General features: G+C 59.2%; 14 protein-coding genes, 1 pseudogene and 1 other annotated feature. Of the genes and pseudogenes, 7 read left to right on the top strand and 8 right to left on the bottom strand.

Features of this window, described 5'->3' with window-relative positions:
• Positions 1-47: 47 nt before the first annotated feature.
• Positions 48-2,300 (bottom strand): DNA topoisomerase IV subunit A, encoded by a 2,253-nt coding sequence (gene parC, locus CRP02_RS16880; protein WP_013635880.1) that lies wholly within the window; start codon positions 2,298-2,300, stop codon positions 48-50.
• A gap of 230 nt (positions 2,301-2,530) precedes the next feature.
• On the opposite strand from parC, the gene CRP02_RS16875 reads away from it, so the two are divergent.
• Positions 2,531-3,721 (top strand): hypothetical protein, encoded by a 1,191-nt coding sequence (locus CRP02_RS16875; RefSeq protein ID WP_097171785.1) that lies wholly within the window; start codon positions 2,531-2,533, stop codon positions 3,719-3,721.
• A gap of 44 nt (positions 3,722-3,765) precedes the next feature.
• Here CRP02_RS16875 and CRP02_RS16870 read toward each other — a convergent pair whose 3' ends face one another.
• The 3 genes from CRP02_RS16870 to aspS all read right to left on the bottom strand — a co-directional run bounded on the left by CRP02_RS16870 (position 3,766) and on the right by aspS (position 8,953).
• On the bottom strand, positions 3,766-5,247 hold the full coding sequence (locus CRP02_RS16870) for a SulP family inorganic anion transporter (protein ID WP_097171784.1): 1,482 nt from the start codon (positions 5,245-5,247) through the stop codon (positions 3,766-3,768).
• Between the two features lie 74 nt (positions 5,248-5,321).
• Positions 5,322-5,377 (bottom strand) — a sequence feature (sul1 is cis-regulatory element that is thought to sense ions involved in sulfur or methionine metabolism; They are found in Alphaproteobacteria).
• A 77-nt stretch (positions 5,378-5,454) separates the two neighbouring features.
• On the bottom strand, positions 5,455-6,909 hold the full coding sequence (gene creD / locus CRP02_RS16865; protein ID WP_179784053.1) for a cell envelope integrity protein CreD: 1,455 nt from the start codon (positions 6,907-6,909) through the stop codon (positions 5,455-5,457).
• Between the two features lie 256 nt (positions 6,910-7,165).
• Complete coding sequence (aspS, locus tag CRP02_RS16860; RefSeq protein WP_003512477.1) at positions 7,166-8,953, bottom strand: aspartate--tRNA ligase; 1,788 nt, start codon at positions 8,951-8,953, stop codon at positions 7,166-7,168.
• A 180-nt stretch (positions 8,954-9,133) separates the two neighbouring features.
• Here aspS and CRP02_RS16855 point away from each other — a divergent pair, with 180 nt between their 5' ends.
• From CRP02_RS16855 to CRP02_RS16830, 6 genes and pseudogenes are all read left to right on the top strand, one after another.
• On the top strand, positions 9,134-10,405 hold the full coding sequence (locus CRP02_RS16855; protein WP_097102188.1) for an MFS transporter: 1,272 nt from the start codon (positions 9,134-9,136) through the stop codon (positions 10,403-10,405).
• A gap of 82 nt (positions 10,406-10,487) precedes the next feature.
• On the top strand, positions 10,488-11,648 hold the full coding sequence (gene rnd, locus CRP02_RS16850) for a ribonuclease D (protein WP_097171783.1): 1,161 nt from the start codon (positions 10,488-10,490) through the stop codon (positions 11,646-11,648).
• A 137-nt stretch (positions 11,649-11,785) separates the two neighbouring features.
• Positions 11,786-12,400, top strand: coding sequence for a hypothetical protein (locus CRP02_RS16845; protein ID WP_179784052.1), 615 nt, complete (start codon positions 11,786-11,788; stop codon positions 12,398-12,400).
• Between the two features lie 185 nt (positions 12,401-12,585).
• A complete protein-coding gene (locus CRP02_RS16840) occupies positions 12,586-13,614 on the top strand; it encodes an adenylate/guanylate cyclase domain-containing protein (RefSeq protein ID WP_097171782.1) in 1,029 nt (342 codons plus the stop codon).
• A gap of 149 nt (positions 13,615-13,763) precedes the next feature.
• Positions 13,764-15,118: pseudogene (locus CRP02_RS16835) on the top strand (esterase-like activity of phytase family protein).
• A gap of 159 nt (positions 15,119-15,277) precedes the next feature.
• Complete coding sequence (locus CRP02_RS16830; RefSeq protein WP_097102180.1) at positions 15,278-15,625, top strand: hypothetical protein; 348 nt, start codon at positions 15,278-15,280, stop codon at positions 15,623-15,625.
• A gap of 68 nt (positions 15,626-15,693) precedes the next feature.
• Here CRP02_RS16830 and CRP02_RS16825 read toward each other — a convergent pair whose 3' ends face one another.
• The 4 genes from CRP02_RS16825 to hdaA all read right to left on the bottom strand — a co-directional run bounded on the left by CRP02_RS16825 (position 15,694) and on the right by hdaA (position 20,908).
• Positions 15,694-16,266: a histidine phosphatase family protein gene (locus tag CRP02_RS16825; protein WP_097171781.1), complete on the bottom strand. Its 573-nt coding sequence runs from the start codon at positions 16,264-16,266 to the stop codon at positions 15,694-15,696.
• A 96-nt stretch (positions 16,267-16,362) separates the two neighbouring features.
• Positions 16,363-17,886: an exopolyphosphatase gene (gene ppx, locus CRP02_RS16820; RefSeq protein WP_097102174.1), complete on the bottom strand. Its 1,524-nt coding sequence runs from the start codon at positions 17,884-17,886 to the stop codon at positions 16,363-16,365.
• Positions 17,883-20,183: an RNA degradosome polyphosphate kinase gene (locus tag CRP02_RS16815; RefSeq protein WP_414896236.1), complete on the bottom strand. Its 2,301-nt coding sequence runs from the start codon at positions 20,181-20,183 to the stop codon at positions 17,883-17,885. Before CRP02_RS16815 ends, ppx begins: the two co-directional genes overlap by 4 nt.
• On the bottom strand, positions 20,180-20,908 hold the full coding sequence (gene hdaA / locus CRP02_RS16810; RefSeq protein ID WP_097171780.1) for a DnaA regulatory inactivator HdaA: 729 nt from the start codon (positions 20,906-20,908) through the stop codon (positions 20,180-20,182). Before hdaA ends, CRP02_RS16815 begins: the two co-directional genes overlap by 4 nt.
• Position 20,909: the final 1 nt, after the last annotated feature.

Genomic DNA, 20,909 nt, shown 5'->3' with positions numbered 1-20,909 from the left:
CTTTCGATATGCGGCGCGTCTTGGATGCCTATGAGCGTCGGACGGTTTTACCCGCCAAATTTCCCGCTACGCGGAAAGCCCTTCGGTACGGTGCGGCCAACGGTGGCGCGGTCTGCCAGCCATTCGCGCAATTCCTCACCGACCTTGGTGAAGAGGCGCCCAGCCGTGTCGGACCAGCTCAAGCCGTCTGCAAGCGCGAAACATTTCACATCAACGACCCCGCCGTCCTTGTAGCGTTGCAGGCGCACGCCCTTGCCGCGTGACATTTCCGGCACCTGCGACAGCGGGAAGGCCAGAAGCTTGCGGTTCTCGCCAACGACGGCGACATGGTCGCCCGTAACAGGTACGGCGAGCTTGGCTTCGTCAGGCATGGCGACATTCATGATCTGCTTGCCCTTGCGGGTATTTGCGACCATTTCGCTTTCGGCCACGATGAAGCCGTTGCCGCCAGTCGAGACGAGCAGAAGCTTGCGCGACGGATCGTGGACGAAGGCCGTCAGGATGTCCTGATCGTTCTCCATATCGACCATGATGCGGATCGGCTCGCCGTGACCACGCCCGCCGGGCAGCTTGTCGGCGCCGAGCGTGTAGGCCTTGCCGCCGGTGGTCAGCAGCAGCAACTTGTCGGTCGTCTGCGCCGGGAAGGCGAGCTTCGGGCCATCGCCCTCCTTGAAGGTCAGAGCCGACGTATCGGACATATGCCCCTTCAGCGCCCTGATCCAACCCTTCTGCGAGATGACGATGGTGACCGGTTCCTTTTCGATCATCGCCTGCTGAATGGCCTCGATGTCGGCATCCGGCGCATCCGCAAACTGCGTGCGGCGACGGCCGATCTCGGTTGCCTTGGCATATTTCTTTTTGACTTCGCCGATTTCCCACGCGACGGTCTGCCACTGCTTTTCATCGGAGGCGAGCAGCCCCTCGATTTCAGCCTTCTCGCTGCTGAGTTCGTCGAACTCCTTGCGGATTTCGAATTCCTCAAGCTTGCGCAGATTGCGCAGACGCATGTTGAGGATGGCTTCGGCCTGATTGTCGGTGAGCGACCACTTGGCCATCATCACCTGTTTCGGCTCGTCCTCCTCGCGGATGATACGGATCACCTCATCGAGATTGAGATAGGCGACCAGCAGGCCGCCCAGAATCTCGAGCCTGCGATCAATGGCCGCGAGACGATGGCGGGAACGGCGGACCAGCACGTCCTTGCGGTGTGCCAGCCATTCGCTCAGCACCTCGTTCAGCGCCATGACCTTCGGCACCCTGCCAAGCGACAATACGTTCATGTTGAGCGGCAGGCGGCTTTCAAGGTCGGACAGACGGAACAGCGATTCCATCAGCAGCGTCGCGTCGACGGTGCGGTTTTTCGGAACCAGCACGATACGCACGTCTTCGGCCGATTCGTCGCGGACATCCTCAAGCAGCGGCAGTTTGCGGGCGAGCAGCAGCTCGGCGATCTTTTCGATCAGCCGCGATTTCTGCACCTGGAACGGGATTTCGGTGATGACGATCTGATAGCCGCCACGTCCGAGGTCTTCCGTTTCCCATTTGGCGCGCACGCGGAAACCACCGCGCCCGGTCTTGTAGGCTTCGAGAATATTCTCGCGGCTTTCGATGATCACGCCACCGGTCGGCAGGTCGGGGCCGGGAATGAATTCCACCAGCTTTTCAACCGTCGCATCCGGATGCTTGATGAGATGCAGAGCTGCGTCGCACAGTTCATGGGCGTTGTGCGGCGGGATGGATGTCGCCATACCGACGGCGATGCCGGAGGCACCGTTGGCAAGCAGATTGGGGAAGGCGCCCGGGAGGACGACCGGCTCCTCGTCTTCCTCATTATAGGTAGCGCGGAAATCAACCGCGTCCTCGCCGATGCCTTCGAGCAGCAGCGCTGCCACATCGGTCATGCGTGCTTCGGTATAACGATAGGCGGCGGCGCCGTCGCCATCGATATTGCCGAAATTGCCCTGCCCGTCCACGATCGGATAACGCTGCGAGAAATCCTGCGCAAGACGCACCAGCGCATCGTAGACCGACTGGTCGCCATGCGGATGGAACTTACCGATAACGTCACCGACGATACGGGCGCATTTCTTGAAAGCCGAGTTGGGGCGGATGCCCATTTCGCTCATGGCGTGGATGATGCGGCGGTGAACCGGCTTCAGGCCATCGCGCACATCCGGCAGCGCACGATGCATGATCGTGGACAAGGCGTAAGCGAGGTAGCGCTCTTCAAGCGCCGCCTTCAAATCGACCGGATGAATGTTATCGTCTCCGCCTGACGGAGGTACAAGATTTTTTCCCATGGTGCTTGACTAGCGGAAATGCCGATTCCCGGCAAGGAATTCGGGGGTCTCGGCTGTGGACGAAACGACGCCTTTTGTGAGGATTTTTATTAACTGCGTTACGAATGCCGCAATGCCGCCGTCATACGAATCGATCTAAATCCTGTAGACCTTTGAATAATCGCGAATATAAATGTCACCATTCACATTTAGAACACGGTGCACATCCGCACATTGAGGGAAGAAACACTATGAGACTGAAATCCACCCGGCAGATTCTTTTCGCAAGTGCCGCGCTTCTCGCGCTTTCCGCACCGGCATTCGCACTGGATGGCGGCGACGTTCTGAAAAAGATCAACGCCGCCTACGCCGCGCAGGGCGGTGAAATCGCCGCCGGGTCCGTCGCCGTCAACGGCGACACGGTGACGCTGAACGGCGTGACCTTCAATGCAGCTGCCGATCCGGCCAAAAAAATTCCGGTCGGCAACGTCACCCTTGAAGGCGTCGAGGAAAACAACGGCGGCTACAAGATCAAGAACGCGCGTTTCGACAATGTCGATTACAAGCAGGAAAACGTGGAGATCAAGGCCAACGACATCTACATGTCGGGTCTCACCATCCCTGCCGATGCGACGACGGGCACGATTGATGCGCTGATGTTCTACGACGAGGCGCATAGCGGTCCGATTTCCGTTTCCATCGACGGCAAGCAGGCTTTCTCGCTCGAGGAAAGCAGCGCAACGATGTCCGTCAGCGACGACAAGGCCTCGATCGGCTTCGATCTCGATGCATCCGGCTTCAAGGCCGATCTTAGCGAAGTCAACGATCCGGCCACGAAGGACGCGATTGAAAAGCTCAATCTGCAGGCCCTTTCCGGCAACATGACCATGAGCGGAAGCTGGGAAGTCGCCTCCGGCACCGTAGACGTCGAGGAATATGCCATCGACCTCGACAAGGTCGGCCGTCTCAACATGTCGTTCGGTTTCTCGGGCTACACACTCGCCTTCATCAAATCGATGCAGGAGACGGTGAAGGCGCAGGCTGCAAATCCGAACAAGGAACAGGCGGAACAGGCAGCGGGCCTTGCCATGCTCGGCCTGATGCAGCAGCTTTCCTTCATTAATGCCGAAATCAGCTTCGAAGATGCCAGCATCACCAAGCGCGCCATCGACTACGCTGCAAGCCAGCAGGGCATGACCAGCGAGCAGCTTTCCCAGACCATCAAGGGCATGGCGCCCATCATGATGGCTTCGCTGAACGTTCCGGAATTGCAGAACATGGTGTCGGCTGCGATCAACGCCTACGTCGACAATCCGAAGAGCTTCTCCATCTCGGCCGAACCGGAAAAGCCGGTTCCCTTCCCGATGATCATGGGCGCCGCCATGGGCGCGCCGAACACCCTGCCGACAATGCTGGGCGTCACGGTGACGGCAAACGAATAGCACAACAAAAAAGCCCCGGTTACGCCGGGGCTTTTTACTTCTGGTCAGTGGAGTGGGGCTGTCGCTCCATCCTGCTTGTCGTGCAGGGCGAAACGGTCGATCATATGAGCGCTCGCTTCGTTGACGCCGATCACCTCGACCGTCTTGCCGGTCTTGCGGAATTTCAGCACCACCTTGTCCAGCGCACCGACAGCCGAAATATCCCACAGATGCGCCTGTGTGACGTCGATGGTGACCGTTTCCACGTCTTCGGCAAAATCGAAGGCGGCAATGAAGCTTTCCGTCGAGGCGAAGAAAATCTGCCCATCGACGCGGTAGATGCGGTGCCGACCATCGGCTGCAAGCTCTGGACGAACGTGGAAGAGTTTTGAAACCTTCCCCGCGAAAAACACGCCGGAGAAAAGCACACCTGCGAGCACGCCTTTTGCGAGATCATGGGTCGCCAGCACGGTCCCGACCGTTACCAGCATGACGATGCTGGAAGACGGTGGATTGCGGCTAAGATCGAGAATCGAACGCCACGAGAAGGTGCCGATCGAAACCATGATCATGACAGCCACAAGAGCGGCCATTGGAATGATTCGGACAAGATCGTCCAGCACCAGAATGAGGAACAGCAGGAAGGCGCCCGCCACAAAGGTGGAGAGCCTGCCCCTGCCGCCGGATCTGACGTTGATGACGGACTGGCCGATCATGGCGCAGCCGCCCATGCCGCCGATCAGCGCGGAAGCGATGTTGCCTGTCCCCTGCCCGATGCATTCCCGGCTCTTGTTGCTGCCGGTATCCGTCATGTCATCGACGATCTGTGCCGTCAGCAGGGATTCCAGGAGACCGACGGCGGCCAGCGCTGCGGAATAGGGAAAGATGATCTGAAGCGTTTCGAAAGTCAGCGGCACCTGCGGCAGGGCGAAGACCGGCAGCGTCGAGGGCAGCTCACCGAGATTGCCGACGGTGCGGATATCCATGCCGAAAAACACCGCCACGCAGGTCAAAAGGACGATGGCGACCAGCGGCGACGGGATGATTTTCGTGACCAGAGGAAAGAGATAGATGATCGCAAGACCAGCCGCGATCATGACGTAGGTTGCGACAGGCACGCCTACCAGCTCGGGCAATTGCGCCATGAAGATCAGGATCGCCAGCGCATTGACGAAGCCGGTCATGACCGAGCGCGAGACGAAGCGCATCACCCGTCCGAGCCTTGCAAAGCCCGCAGCGATCTGCAGCACGCCCATGAGGATGGTCGCCGCAAAGAGATATTGCAGGCCGTGTTCCTTCACCAGCGTCACCATCAGGACGGCTGTGGCGGCGGTTGCCGCGGAAATCATGCCCGGACGGCCACCGGTGAAGGCGCAGACGCAGGCAATGGCGAAAGAGGCGAACAACCCCACCTTGGGATCGACGCCGGCGATGACGGAAAAGCCGATCGCTTCGGGAATGAGCGCGAGTGCGACGACGATGCCGGAAAGCACATCGCCGCGAATATTGGAAAACCACTCACGTCTGTAAGTCTGAAATCTGTTCATTTGATTTTTTCGCAAAATATGACGCACCGGCCGGAAACATGTCCGGTAGATTGAAAAAGAATGTCGGTGCTTTGCGTTGTCTGGCGGATCGGCGGCCAGAAGAGCCACCCGGAATTTCACCGGGTCCGTGGTGAGTGGTCCACCTATAGACGGCAAAAAAGCGGGCAGCAAGTTGCCTGCCCGCTTTTCGATGCCGGCGATGACGCCTCAAGAGGCTTCGTGCCGACCAATATTGGTGTTGTGCTGGGTTGGGCCGGTTCCCGACCAGTCGACCCTGCGGGTTGCGAACATGGTGGCAGCAATGGCGATGAAAGATATCAACGCGCCGGCCAGCAGCGCATATTCATCCTCATTCAGAACCAGATACATGACCCCATAAGCCACCGCCAGAACCGTGAACAGGGCTATCCCGTTCTGACGGCTATCGGTTGCGCTTCCGAGATAGGAGGAGATCAGGAGCGCTGTCAGAAGCGACGCCGCAGCATAGGCGATGGTGAAGCCCGTATGTTCCGCAAGTGCGAGCAGCAGCACGTAGAAAACGATCAGCGCCAGCCCCGTCAGCACGTACTGGATCCAGTGCACGCTGCTGCCGCCCCTCAGTTCGACGATGAAGACGGCCAGGAACACCAGAGAGATGAAGCCTATCGAATATTTGAGTGTCCGGGCGATGATCTGGTAGAATTTCACGGGCTCGACGAGGTTGATCCTCATCAGGCTGTCGGTCAGCGGCAGGCGCGAACTCTCGACCACGCGGTCTATGCCCCTTGCGAGATAGGGGATTGTCCAGTTGGCCGTGAAATCCGAGGCTGTGACGGTCTTTTCCTCCGGCAGGAACAGGCCTTCAAAGCCGGGATGCGGCCAGTTGGCCTTGGCCGCCAAACTGGTGGTCTGGCCGGCGGGCGCGACGGCAAAGCTGCCGGAACCATTCAGGGAGAAGGCTATATCGAAATCGAAGCCTTTCTCGACAAGGCCTCTTTCGATCGATCTGTGCACGCCGGCATCGGACCTGATGGACATGTCCTGCGCACCCGTGCGGGGCGCTATGACAGAGATATCACGCATGCCGGGATCGAACGGCAATACGGAACCGCCATCGATCCTGACACCGGCGCTCGAGCGAATGCCGGTCATATCCTGTATGCTGAGAACGAGAATGGCGCTGTCGAGGCGGGGCGTGCCGGAGAAGCGGGCGAGATCCTGAAGGATACCGGCACCGAACCGGCCTTTGAGGACAAGGTCGCCATTATAGACCGGCAGGCTGTAGATCGACAGCCGCTTCTCCTCGGTCTTCAGATCGGCCGTGACATCAAGCGTTTCCGGCATGACCAGCGCCCATTCGGTCGTGCGATCGACGATGCTCTGGCCGTTCACCTCGCGGCGTCTTTCCACGTCGAAAGGCACGGCGAGATAAGGGCCGTTCACCACCTGATCGCCACCCCAGCCGCTGGCGATACGGCCCGAAACATCCTCGGCCCGCGAGGCGCGCTCTTCCGTCAGCGCCCAGACGAGAAGCAGCGGTACGAGCAGAACCATCGATATGAAACCGATCATCAGAAACTTGGCGCCCGGTGAGCGCAGGCTGACGGCGAAGCCGTTGCGAGGCGGGGCTGGCAGCATCTGCCCACCGGCCGGGGCGAGGTCTTTTTCCGATTCATGTGCCATTCTGAAATCCTTATAAATATGATCGCGCCGCAACCCCAAGCGAAGTTCGGCCGGCGCTGTCCCAAGTTTAAAATCCCTGATAGTCTTTGCGTCCCCAAAATGAGCGCAAAACTATACTGGGATCGGATTCCGGCTGATTACGTTCGGAATTCCGTTAAACTCGCGGTAAAATTGTGACTTTCCCACGTTCGTTGCAGAAACAGAAAGGGCCGGCGTCGCCGCCAGCCCTTTTGTTCAAAACCCGTGGCGGTTGAGATCAGTCCTTCTTGGACGGAACCACGCGCAGCGCCAGCTCGCGAAGCTGGGTCGGCGTTGCCGGCGACGGCGCGTTCATCAGCAGGTCCTGCGCCTGCTGGTTCATCGGGAACAGCGTGATTTCGCGCAAGTTCTTCGCACCGACCAGAAGCATGACCACACGGTCGATACCGAAAGCGCAACCGCCATGCGGAGGCGCGCCATACTGGAAGGCGCGGTAGAGACCGCCGAAGCGCTCTTCCACGTCGCTCTGCGACAGGCCGACCTTTTCGAAAGCCTTGACCATCAGTTCAGGCGACTGGTTACGAATCGAGCCGGAGGCGATTTCGAAGCCGTTGCAGACCGCGTCATACTGGAAGGCCTTGATGGAGAGCGGATCCTGCCCTTCCAGCGCTTCCATGCCACCCTGCGGCATGGAGAATGGGTTGTGGGCGAAGTCGATCTTCTTTTCTTCGTCGTTGTATTCGAAGAAGGGGAAATCGACGATCCAGCACATTTCGAAACGGTCGCGATCGATCAGGTTCAGCTCGTCGGCGGCACGGGTGCGCGCCTCGCCGGCAAACTTGTAGAACTTTGCGGGATCGCCCGCGACGAAGAAGCAGGCGTCGCCCGCCTCAAGGCCAAGCTGCTGGCGCAGCGCCTCGGTGCGTTCCTCGCCGATGTTCTTGGCAAGCGGACCGGAGCCGGCAACCTTGCCTTCTTCTTCCTTCCAGAAGATGTACCCGAGGCCCGGCTGGCCCTGGCTCTGCGCCCAGGCGTTCATGCGATCGCAGAATGCACGCGAACCGCCGGTCTTGGCCGGGATAGCCCAGACCTGAACCTTGGGGTTGGAGGCGATCATATTGGCGAAAACCTTGAAGCCCGAGCCATCGAAATGTTCGGTCACGGCTTCCATGACGATGGGATTGCGCAGGTCCGGCTTGTCGGAGCCGTATTTACGGATCGATTCGTCATAGGGAATACGCGGCCATTCTTTCGTCACCGGCTTGCCTTCGGCAAACTGTTCGAAAACGGCCGTCATCATCGGCTCCATCGTGGTCCAGACATCTTCCTGGGTCACGAAGCTCATTTCGACGTCGAGCTGGTAGAATTCGCCCGGCAGACGGTCTGCACGCGGGTCTTCATCGCGGAAGCATGGAGCGATCTGGAAGTAGCGGTCGAAACCGGCCACCATCAGAAGCTGCTTGTACTGCTGCGGGGCCTGCGGCAGCGCGAAGAACTGGCCTTCGTGGATGCGTGAGGGAACGAGGAAGTCGCGCGCGCCTTCCGGCGAGGATGCGGTGAGGATCGGCGTCGTATATTCGGCAAAGCCCAGATCGCCCATACCCTTGCGCATGGAGGAGATGATCTGCGTGCGCTTGACGATGTTCTTGTGCAGGGTTTCGCGGCGCAGGTCGAGGAAGCGATACTTCAGGCGTACATCTTCGGGATATTCAGGCTCACCGAAGACCGGCAGCGGCAGTTCCTTGGCAACGCCCAGAACCTCGATCTCCTGCGCATAAAGCTCGATCTCGCCGGTGGCCATGCCCTTGTTGATGGTGTCTTCGGAACGCGCCTTGACGAGACCGTCGATGCGGATCACCCATTCGCCGCGCACCGTCTCGGCAACCTTGAAGGCCGGGCTGTCCGGATCGGCCACGACCTGGGTGATGCCGTAGTGGTCGCGAAGGTCAATGAAGAGAACGCCGCCATGATCTCGCACGCGATGAACCCAACCGGAAAGGCGAACGGTTTCGCCGACGTCGGACTTGCGGAGAGCGGCACAGGTGTGGCTGCGGTAACGATGCATTTTTTTATCCTGGAGCGTGTCGTGGGCCAGATGGGCGGCACTGTCGAAATTTGCCGGAAAAGCGCATGACCAGCCCGATTTGTCAAGGCAAAGCACAACAATGTCGCGTTCAGCCTGTCCTTTCGCGCACCTTCGCTTTAGATAGTGCTTATTCAGCCCGCCAAACCGAGTCGGCCCGCAATGAGCCAGATCAGACCTCTTATCCCGCTTCTCGTTACCGCCGGCATTCTGATTGGCGGCAACGGTCTCCAGGGAACCTATATCGCGCTGCGGGGCCTGTCCGAAGGGTTTTCGGCCAGCACCATCGGCCTCATCAGCGCCGCCTACAGCATCGGATTCGCGCTCGGCTGCATTTCGGTGACGCGCCTTCTGCGCAAGATTGGCCATATCAGAACCTTCGCCACCATGGCTGCGGTCGCATCGGCCGCCTCGATCGCCATGCCGCTTGTCCTTCATCCCTTGTTCTGGATGTTGATGCGCTTCGTCATCGGTATTGCGGTCGCCTGTCTTTTCGCCGCGATCGAAAGCTGGATCAATGCGCAGGTGACGAATTCCAACCGTGCGCGCACGCTGTCCATCTATCGTTTCGTCGATCTCGGTTCCGTAACGCTCGCCCAATATATCATTCCCGTCGCCGGCATTGACGGGCCCGTCGTGTTTTCGCTGATCGCCATGGCGCTCACGCTGTCGCTGGTGCCGATCTCGATTGCCGACAAATCCAACCCCGCGCCGCCGAAACAGATCCCGTTCAATCTTTTCGCGGTGTGGCGCATCTCACCGCTTGCCGTCGTCGGCTGCGTCGCTGTCGGCCTCAGCATGGCGGCGTTTCGCAATATCGGGCCAATCTATGCCGAACAGATCGGCCTTTCCGTCACCGCCATCGCCACCTTCATGAGTGCGGGCATCATCGGCGGCGTGGTCTTGCAATATCCGCTCGGCGTCTATTCCGACCGTTACGACCGCCGCATCATCATTCTCGCCACCACGGCGTGCTCCGTGATTGTCGGTCTGTTTCTCGCCCTGTTCGCCGGCTCGGACGAATGGAGCAACATCATCGGCGTCTTCGTGTTCGGCGCCTTTGCTCTGCCGCTCTATTCACTGAGTTCCGCCCATGGCAACGACCATGCGAAAGAGGGCGAACATGCGATGGTGTCTGCCGGGCTGCTGTTCTTCTGGTCGGTGGGTGCAACCGTCGGGCCGCTGCTCGCCTCCGTCCTGATCGACCAGTTCGGTCCCAAAGCGCTGTTCAGCTATACGGCCGCGATCCAGATCGTTTTCATCGCCTACACCATATACCGGCTGCGGGTGCGCGAGGGAGTACCCGTTGAGGAGCGGAACTGGCGGTTCCGCCCGCTTTTGCGCACCTCGGCCTATTTTCAGAAGCTGGCGGCCCCTTCACCGCCCAAAAACGACGGGCCGACGCCAAAACAACCTGAGAAAAACGATCCTTGAGCCTTCAAAAGCGGGCTTTGTATTGACATGCGCCCGGCAAAGGGAAAGTAAGACGGATAATTTTCACGAGTGGCCATTTGCAATGATTGAAACGACTGCCGCCCTCGCCGAAGCCTGCACGGAACTGGCGAAATCGGAATTCATTACCATCGACACCGAGTTTCTGCGTGAGACGACCTTCTGGCCCGAGCTTTGTCTCGTACAGATGGCGAGCCCTACCCTTGAGGTACTGGTCGACCCGCTCGCCAAGGGTCTCGACCTTACGCCGCTGTTCGAACTCATGGCCAATCCTGATGTCGTGAAGGTTTTCCATGCGGCGCGTCAGGATATCGAAATCATCTATCATCTTGGCGGGCTTATTCCGCACCCGATCTTCGATACGCAGGTCGCGGCCATGGTGTGCGGTTTCGGCGATTCGATCTCTTACGACCAGCTGGTCCAGAGGATCAAGAATGTGCAGATCGACAAATCCTCACGTTTCACGGACTGGAGCCGCCGCCCGCTGACGGAAAAGCAGCTGGATTATGCGCTGGCCGACGTCACCCATCTGCGCGATGTCTATCTGGCGCTCAAGGCGCAGCTCGAGCGTGAAGGCCGCTCGCTTTGGCTGACCGAAGAGATGGACATTCTGGAATCGCGCGAAACCTATGACATGCATCCCGACGATGCCTGGCTGCGGTTGAAATCGCGCCTGCGCAAGCCGACGGAACTCGCCATCCTCAAATTTGTCGCCGCGTGGCGTGAACGTGAGGCGCGGTCGCGCAACGTGCCGCGCTCACGCGTGCTGAAGGACGATGCGATCTTCGAAATCGCACAGCAGCAGCCGAAGGACACCGAGGCGCTGTCGCGGCTTCGCACCATCCCGAAGGGCTGGGAGCGCTCCTCCTCCGGCACGGCCATCGTCGAGACCGTGAATGCGGCGCTGGCACTTCCGAAAGAGGAAATGCCGAAGGCGCCGCGTCACAGCCACGCACCGGAAGGCTCCGGCGCTGCCGTGGAGCTGTTGAAAGTTCTCCTGAAGCTGACGGCGGACAAGCATGGCGTCGCAGCAAAGGTCATCGCCAACAGCGAAGATCTGGACAAGATCGCTTCCGAGGGCGAGGCTGCCACCGTGGCAGCGCTGACCGGCTGGCGGCGCGAACTGTTTGGCGACGTGGCGCTGAAGCTCATCAATGGCGAAGTGGCATTGCGTTTCGCCGGCAAGAAGGTCGAGGCAGTTGAGGTGGCGGTGAGCGAGGCCTGATCGCCCTCGCCTCGCGCAGTTTTGCGCGTTGTCCGGACGCGAAAGCGCTTCTGCTTTTACCGGACATGCGCCAACCCAAATTTCGCCCGCATCGCGGTCCATCTCTTTGCAGATGGTCTCGCTTTGAGGGTATTTCCATGAAACCTGCCCGTGCTCTGCTGTTGGCCGCATCTATCGCGGCCGCAGGTATTCTCCCTACTCTTTCACCCACGTCAGCGCGCGCCGATGACGGCAAGGTCGATCTTCAGGGCGAATGGACGACCGATTGCCTTAAGATCGGCAAGAACGACCGTCACGGCATCGTCACGCGCATCACCATACGCGGTGGCCGCATGCATGCCGTCTCACAGATTTACGCCCGCAGCAGCTGCCAGCAGCCCACGGTGCAGGTGCGTTACGAAGGCACGCTGGATGGTGGCCTGAAGGACAACGACAGCCTGCTCTTTGCCCATACCGTCACCTCGATCGCCATGACACCCAACGACCCCGCGGTTGTCGAGCATTATAATGGCGACCCGAAGGGTACCGGCTGCGGGTTGACTGGCTGGAAAGAGAATATTCCCTTCGATGTCGATGGCCGGACCTGCGCGGCGATCACCTTTGCCGGCAAGGGAGAAACCCTGTTCGACCGGGCATGGATAGACGGCAACCGGCTGCGTTTTGCCGCTTTCCCCGTCACATGGTCGAACCGCTCGCCGGACGACCGTCCGCAATCCCCGCTTGAAACGGTCTATTACAGAACATCCTATTAAGTAGTAGAGCCGGGTGCACAGCCGTTTTGCGGCAACGGGGCAACAGCCTTTCCAATCCTTCATGTGACCTTACCGAATGGTCACTTTTTGCAGCGCATTTTCCACATTAATGTCGCATATGACCTGAACAGAAGCTTCGCCTGACGGGGGCACGACGCTTCCCTTCCCCGAGATCAAGAACCGACATGAGAAAATTGCTGCCCATTCTGGATTACGTGGTGCTCTTCGTTGCCGTGGCCGGCAGCGGTGTGGCCTACGCGTTTCTGGAATATGGCGGCGGCGCGCTCATTGGCGCCACCTATGCGCTGTTCGCCTGCGCGCCCATCCTCGCCTTCGAGCGTGGTTACGTGCTGCCCGGCCTGTCGCGGCAAGTCAGCGCATTGCCGACACCGGCCTACATTGCCGTCGGCCTCATCATCTACGCCGTCCTCGTCTTCTGTGGCTTCGGGCTTGGCGGTACCATTCTGTGGGTTAGCGGCATATTTCCCGGCACCTGGAAACGGGCGGTGCATGCCGAGGTGCAGACACTGATCTTCACCCTCATCGTCTGCGGCATCATCGTTTTCATCATGCGCGTGCGCGAACTGCTGGGCCGTGACATCTTCATCGATCTCATTCTCGGGCGCTATCGCCGTCCAGTCAGCGAAGACCGCGTCTTCATCTTTATCGACCTCGTCGGCTCCACTTCGTTCGCCGAAACCCATGGCGACCTAAAGGCGCAGGAGTTTCTGGGCGAAATCTTTGCGAGCTACGCAGCCCCCGTCAGAAGACATGGCGGCGTCATTGACGACTATATCGGCGACGCGGCCATCATCACCTGGCCCTATCACATGGCGATAAGGCGGGCAGCCTGCGTGCGCTGTGTTTTCGATATCCAGGCGACCATCGAGAACAAGCGCGACATGTGGCTCGCCCGTTTCGGCGAAGTGCCGCGCCTTCGCTTTGCGATTCATGGCGGACCGGTCATTACCGCCGAAATCGGCGTCGATCACCACAAGATCACCTATTTCGGCGACACGGTGAACACCACTTCGCGACTCGAATCACTGAGCAAGATGCTCGGCCATCCCGTGCTGATTTCCGCCGATCTCGCCCATCAGCTGGTGCTACCCAAAGGTGTGCGCAGCGAATATCTCGGCGAACATGCAGTCAAGGGACGCGGGCAGACGCTCGGCGTGTGTACGCTCAGCCAATATCAGGCCCCAGCCGCCTGAAAAAAACCCTGAAAACAAACGGGTAGCCTCGTTTCCAACGGTGCCCGCCATCAAAATTCATCAAAGCTTCAAACTGCAATCACCTGCCTGTCATGCAGCACCCCTATCGCCTCAATCCTGTCTTCTACAGGTATTGAGGGGTCTCCACCATGAAGCATATTCTTTTCGCACCTTTCGCCGTTCTTGCGCTCGCCACCGCATCCCATGCAGAGCAGGAGTTTCCGGCAAAGCTGGTCTCGCACGCCATTCTGCCCGCCAACACCATCATCGCAGCACCTGCCGATGCGCCGGAATACCTCAAGACATCCGCCAAGTTCACGACGGCCGACCGCAAGCGCGCTGAGGGTCTCGGCACGGTGCCCGGCAAGGATGGCGTTCGCCCGACCGGCCTCTCCATGCCGTTCAACGGCCAGGCCATGCAGGGCTTTTCCGGCATCAAGGCCATGGCGGACGGCAGCTTCTGGAGCCTTTCCGATAATGGTTTCGGCTCGAAGCTCAACTCCAGCGACGCCATGCTGATGCTCCACCACATCAAATTCGACTGGGATGCCGGCAAGGTCAACGCGCTGGAGACCGTGTTCCTTTCCGACCCGGACAAGAAAGCTCCCTTCCCTATCGTCATGGAAGGTTCGGCCAAACGTTACCTGACGGGCGCCGACTTCGACGTGGAATCCATTCAGCCCGTTGCCGACGGCTTCTGGGTGGGCGAGGAGTTCGGTCCCTATATCCTGAAATTCACCCGCGACGGCAAGCTGACCGACGTCATCGCCACCAAGGTCGGCGATATCGAGGTGAAGTCCCCGATCATCCGACCCTGGCACTGCCCGGCAACCCGACGCAGAAAATGCCCGCTTTCAACCTGAAACGATCAGGTGGTTATGAAGGCATGACACTGTCCAAGGACGGCTCGAAGCTTTACGGCCTTCTCGAAGGCCCGCTCTACAACGCCGAAGGTCAGGTCGAAAAGACCGAAGACGGCTCAACCGCCCTTCGCATCATCGAACTCGATACCGCCAAGAAGGAATGGACAGGCCGCACCTGGCTCTACCCGCTGGCGCAAGGTGGCGAAGCCATCGGCGATTTCAACATGCTGGACGAGAGCACCGCGCTGGTCATCGAGCGTGACAATGGCGCCGGCACCGCCGACAAGGCCTGCGCCGACCCGAAGAAGCCGGACGTAAACTGCTTTGCCGTGCCTTCCAAGGTCAAGCGCATCTACAAGATCGAATTCAACGACGCCAATGCCGGCAAGGCGGCGCGCAAGATCGGCTATATCGACCTGCTGAAAATCTCCGATCCTGATAACAGGAAGCGTCAGGGCGGCGGCAACGGTTTCTACGACATGCCGTTCGTGACCATCGAGAATGTCGACCGTGTAGACGCCACCCATATCATCGTCGGCAACGACAACAACCTGCCCTTCTCGGCTGGCCGTGCGCTGGACAAGGCCGACGACAACGAGTTCGTCCTGCTGGAAGTCAAGGACCTGCTCGACGCGAAGTAAGGAAAACGGTGCCGGAATTCGTTCCGGCACCATCAGCGCATCGGCGCAATCTCAACTGAACGGAGCGTCCCTGCGGCCTGAAAAAGGAAGCGCGGCGCTCCGTTCCTGTACCGACCCAACCTGACCCGGAACCCGGTTCCGAAACAGGAAAGACCCTTCATGCAGGACAATGCCGAACGACTGTATTACGCCCTGAGGAAAAGCTGGTCGCTCGAAACCAGCAGCCTGTGGTCAAGGGAAAACCCAGCCAGGGGGCAAGGCGGCGTTACAGCACTTGTGGTGCAAGATATTTTCGGTGGCGACCTCGCCCAAACCGTCGTTAGCGGCGCCGACCATTTCTACAATATCGTCAACGGCACCCGCTGGGATTTCACCTTCACCCAGTTCGATATTCCGGTCGGTTACGAGGACAGGCCCGCCACCCGCACGGAGGCGATGGCAAGGGCCACGCCCCTGCAATATGCCTATCTCAGCGCCTGTATCAGGAAGGCGCTGGGGCACTGCTGAACGGTCGCTACCGTTACAAACAGGGAAGCTGAAATAGTTGTACTATGTTTCGAGTTTACGAGGCTCGCCTAACAGCTGACAGCGCGTACCGCACCGTCTTCCAAAGCAAAAAAACCGTCCTGCGGAACCGTAAGTTCAATCATTTCTTCTTTAGAAAGACCTGAATAAACTTCCCGCAAAATTCTTCCGAAAAGTCCATGGGAGACGGCAACCGTTGGCTTATGAATATTCTTTAACCATGCTGTTGCCCGATCGCACGCTTGATCAAAACTCTCCCCATCCGGTGATTTAAAGTACCAGTCATAGGCAGTCGATCCGCGAAGCATTCCGGGAAATTCATTTTCGATCTCGAACGTCGTCAGGCCATCCCAAGAACCCGCCGAAACCTCCTTAAGTCGTTCATCGTCACTTTTGTTTATCTGCAAGACGGATTGTAGAAGCGCAGCGGTCTCCTGCGCTCTACCAAGCGGACTAACACATAATTCGAACGATTGTCCGCTCCCGGAAATCTCGCGACGCAGCAAAGTCGCTACGGTATTCGCTTGCCGGACGCCGTGAGGGGTTAACGGTGAATCTTTGATGCCCTGATAGCGACCGAGCGTGTTCCAGACGGTTTCACCGTGACGCACTAAATATATCATGACTGTATTCTGCCATTTCTTCGTGCCTCACCCCATTTATCGATGACGAATTCCAAAGCCATAGTTGACTGAATCATCAACTACCACCTGGTTGGTCTACTCGAACACAAACGCTAACCGCTTGCCCGTCAGCTTCGCCAGTTGCTGCAGGCGTCCGTCCAGACGCTCGCCGGCAAAATCGCAATAGGCGTGTGGTACGACGAATTCCAGATCCAGATCCGGATTGGCGGATTTGCGGAATTTCAGGTGATCGACGACACCAGGCATGGAGGCTGAGAAGAGGTAAACGACACGCAGCAGGCCGCCGAGCAACTTGCCGAGTTCCAGCAGGCGGTCACCCGCCATGGCGGCGAGCGGCTGTGTGGTGCCGTTGTCGTTCAGCCCTTCGAAGCGGTAATAATTGGCAAGCGCGATATAGGCGCGGCCCGGATGGGTGATCGCCACGAAGGAGGAGTGGGCGATGATGTTGAGCGCCTGCAGGCCGCGATAGTCCGGATGTGCGCGCCAGCTGATATCGGCCAGAAGGCAGGCCGCCTGCCGGTAACGGCTTTCCTCTTCCGTCTCCTCGATGCCGAAGACCGGAAAGGTGCGGCCGCTCCAGTCGGCCAGTTCGCGCGCATGTTCGGGCGAACGGGCACGCAGAATGGCCAGCTCGTCGGCTGTGACCAGCAGCGGGTCGGTATCCCGCTCCGCTTCCGTCAGCAGCGAATAAAGATAACCTTCGCGCACGCCCTGCGCCGAAAAGGCGATCGTTGCCGGCTTCATTGCCTTTAGAACTTCGCGCATGGCGATGGCGCCGAACGGCAGAAGCGAACGGCGGTTCTTGGAGACCGCCTGCCAGGCCGGGTCCTTGCTGTCCCTGGAGACGATGACTTCTTCCAGAAAATTCAGCATTTCCGCCAGCGGCAATTCATATCCCTGCATCATGTGCAGCGGATAACCCGTGATCTCCATGTGCAGCTTGGCGATGTTTCGCCACGTGCCGCCCACGGCATAAAAGGTACGCCCCTCGCCGGCCGCCAGCAGCTTTGCGAAGGATTTGACGTGCTTGCGGGCAATGGTCGTCGCCTTCTCCAGCGAGCCATCCGATTGCTCCGACAACCGAAGGCCGCCGAGCGGCAGGGTGATGCCCTCGCCGCAGTTCTTGCCCTTGATGTCGATGAGTTCCAGCGAACCGCCGCCCAGGTCGCCTGCAATGCCATCCGGGTCGTGGAAACCGCTGATCACGCCGTAGGCGGAATAAAGCGCTTCCTTTTCCCCGGACAGTACCTCGATCTCGCAACCAAGTATGGCTTCGGCTTCACGGATGAAATCCGGGCCGTTTTCCGCTTCACGCGCTGCCGCTGTCGCCAGCACGTAGAGTTGCTGCGCCTGCGCCTGTTCGGAAAGCGCATGGAAGCGACGCAGTGCCATCAAAGCCCGGCTAACGCCTTCCTCATGCATCCGGCCCGTGAGGGCCAGTCCCTTGCCGAGACCGCAAAGGACCTTTTCGTTGAACAGCACGGCGGGCGCGCGGGAAAGACCTTCATATACGACGAGACGAACGGAGTTCGAACCAATATCTATGACGGAAACGGGGGCAAGGCCGGTCAGCCGCCCCTGTGCTTCTGATCGAGTCATTCAGCCTGTTTCTTGCGGGAAGAAATCAACCCGGCAATCAATTTGGGCGCACTTGATTTCAGGGCTTCACCACGTCCGGAAAGGCTGGGATTGGTCATGAAATAGTGCTGCGCGTTGAACGGTTCTTCGCCTTTACGCACCTCGATGCGCCTCGACGTTCCGTCCGCAAGTATCTCGTAGCTCTGCTGGTTGTCAATGAGATTGCCCAGCATAATCTGTGAAAGAACCTGCTCGTGCACGGTGGGGTTGGTGAGCGGCACCAGCGTTTCAACGCGGCGATCAAGGTTGCGCGGCATCATGTCGGCGGAGCCGATATAGACCAGAGCCTTGTCGGAAGGCAGGCCGAAACCATTGCCGAAGCAGAAGATTCGGCTGTGCTCGAGGAAGCGGCCCACAATCGACTTGACGCGGATATTGTCCGACAGACCCGCAACCTGTGGGCGAAGGCAGCAAATGCCGCGCACGACAAGATCGATCTCCACGCCAGCCGCACTGGCACGGTAAAGCGTATCGATAATCTCGGGATCGACCAGCGAGTTCATCTTCATCCAGATCGCCGCCGGCGCACCGCGATTGGCGTGCTCGATCTCTTCGTTGATGTGCTTCACGATGCGCGCACGCAGCGTATAGGGCGAAATGGCGAGCTTCATGCCCTCTTCCGGTTCGCCGTAACCCGTGATGAAGTTGAAGATATTCGCCATGTCGTGGGCGATCTTCGGGTTGCAGGTGAAGAAGGACAGGTCGGTATAGATCTTGGCCGTGATCGGATGGTAGTTGCCGGTGCCGAGGTGGCAATAGGTTCTGAGCTTGCCGTCCTCGCGGCGCACCACCATCGACATCTTGGCATGCGTCTTGAGTTCGATGAAGCCAAACACCACCTGCACGCCGGCACGCTCCAGATCGCGCGCCCAGCGGATATTCGCCTCTTCGTCGAAACGCGCCTTCAATTCGACCAGCGCGGTGACGGATTTGCCGGCTTCCGCCGCGTCGATCAGCGCGCGAACGATCGGGCTGTCGTTGGAGGTGCGGTAAAGCGTCTGCTTGATGGCGAGCACCTCGGGGTCGCGCGCAGCCTGCAACAGGAACTGCACAACCACGTCGAAGCTTTCATAGGGGTGGTGAACCACCATGTCCTTTTCGCGGATGGCGGCAAGGCAATCGCCGGCATGTTCACGCACGCGCTCGGGGAAACGGGCGTTGTAAGGCTCGAACTTCAAGTCGTCGCGCGGTGCGCGCACGATTTCCGAGATGGTGTTGAGCGCGAGCAAGCCGGGCAGAACGGCGACGCGATTATCAGGCACGCCGAGCTCGTGCACCACGAACTGGCGGAGCGACTGCGGCATTTCGCTGTCGGTCTCGATGCGGATAACCGAACCGCGGCGGCGGCGCTTCAGCGCGCTTTCGAAGAAGCGGACCAGATCTTCCGCCTCTTCCTCCACCTCGATATCGCTGTCGCGGATGATGCGGAACGTGCCGAATCCCCGGACGGTATAGCCCGGATAAAGACGGTGAATGAACAGGCCGACCACATCTTCAAGCGTGATGTAGCGGATGGCGTTTTTCTCATCCGGCAAACGAACGAAGCGGTCGAGCGCGGTCGGGAGACGCAACAGCGCCGTCATCGGCTCGCGGCCGTTGACGCTGTCGAGCTGCAGGCCCATCGAGAAACCGAGGTTCGGAATGAAGGGAAACGGGTGCGCAGGGTCGATGGACAGCGGCGTCAGCACCGGGAAAATACGTTCCTCGAACTCGGTGCCAAGCCAGGTACGATCCGCTTCGGAAAGTGCGGCAGGCCGCACGATGAAGATTTCTTCCTTGGCGAGATATTGCTGCAGAACGGCAAGCGAAGCCTGCTGCTCCATCTGAAGATTGTCGATTTCCTTCAGAATGTCTTCCAGCTGCTCGGCCGGTGTCTTGCCGTCAGGTGTCTTGACCGTAATCTTCTGGCGCACCTGGCCTTCGAGGCCGGCGACGCGGACCATGAAGAATTCATCGAGGTTGGCGGCGGAGATGGACAGAAAACGTAGCCGCTCCAACAGCGGATGATCCGTGTTCAGCGTCTCTTCAAGAACACGGCGATTGAACTGGAGCCAGGAGAATTCGCGGTTGATGAAGCGCGCGGGGCTGTCCCAGAGGTTCTCGCCCTCGTTGACCGGCTGAACCTTGTTGAAGTCGTCCTGCACAATAGCGTCCATGTCCTGTACCATCCCCTGACTTTCCGTCCCGTGATCCTGCTGCATCCCGCGATCGTCCCTCTTGCCCGTATAACAGTTTGACGACGGAACTGTGACAGTCAATCGACCTCCAGCCCGCTACCCCTTGTCCCTTCGCCCATCGCGTTGAGGACTTCCGCCGCCAAGGGACGGGTTATCCTCGTTCCACGCGAGAGCGCCAGCCTGTCGATACGGTCCACAATCGTCTGCGCCGTATCGAGTGAACGCTCCATTCTGTTGACGATGTAGCCTATGAGTTTGTCATCCATATAAAGCTGCCGGTCGGCGAAGAGTTTCACCAGAACCTGTGCCAGAAGACCCTCGTCGGGCTCGCCTGTCTCCACCACAGTCACGGCTTTCAGGCGTGAGCGCAGGTCCGGCAATGTCACCGGCCATGCGGCCGGCCATTGCCGGCTGGTCATCAAAAGCGTGGTGCCGTGCTGGCGCACGCTGTTGATGACATGGAAAAGTTCGGTGTCGTCAAAACCGCGGCGATCGGCATCCTCAAACAGAACCGGTCCGGTTTCGGCAAGTCGCGCGGCGCCTGCGCCTGCTTGCGGGTGGATATCCTGCGCGCTGCTGATATTTTTCCAGATATTGGCGAGATGCGATTTTCCCGAACCAGGAGGCCCGGCCAGCACCACCACGGGCGAAGGCCAGTTCGGCCATTCATCCACAAGGCTGACGGCAGCCTTGAGCGAGTCGGACACGAGAAGATCGTCCCTTCCGGAAGCGGACTGGTGCGAGAATGCGAGCGGCAGCTGCTCGGCCTTCGACCGGGCGTTGTCGTTTTTGATTTGGTCAGTCATC

This window comes from Rhizobium sp. AN5 (assembly GCF_900215255.1).
GTDB classification, from domain to species: Bacteria; Pseudomonadota; Alphaproteobacteria; order Rhizobiales; family Rhizobiaceae; genus Agrobacterium; species Agrobacterium tumefaciens.
The sequence above is the reverse complement of the archived record's forward strand: the minus strand, read 5'-3'. Positions and strand labels throughout refer to the sequence as shown.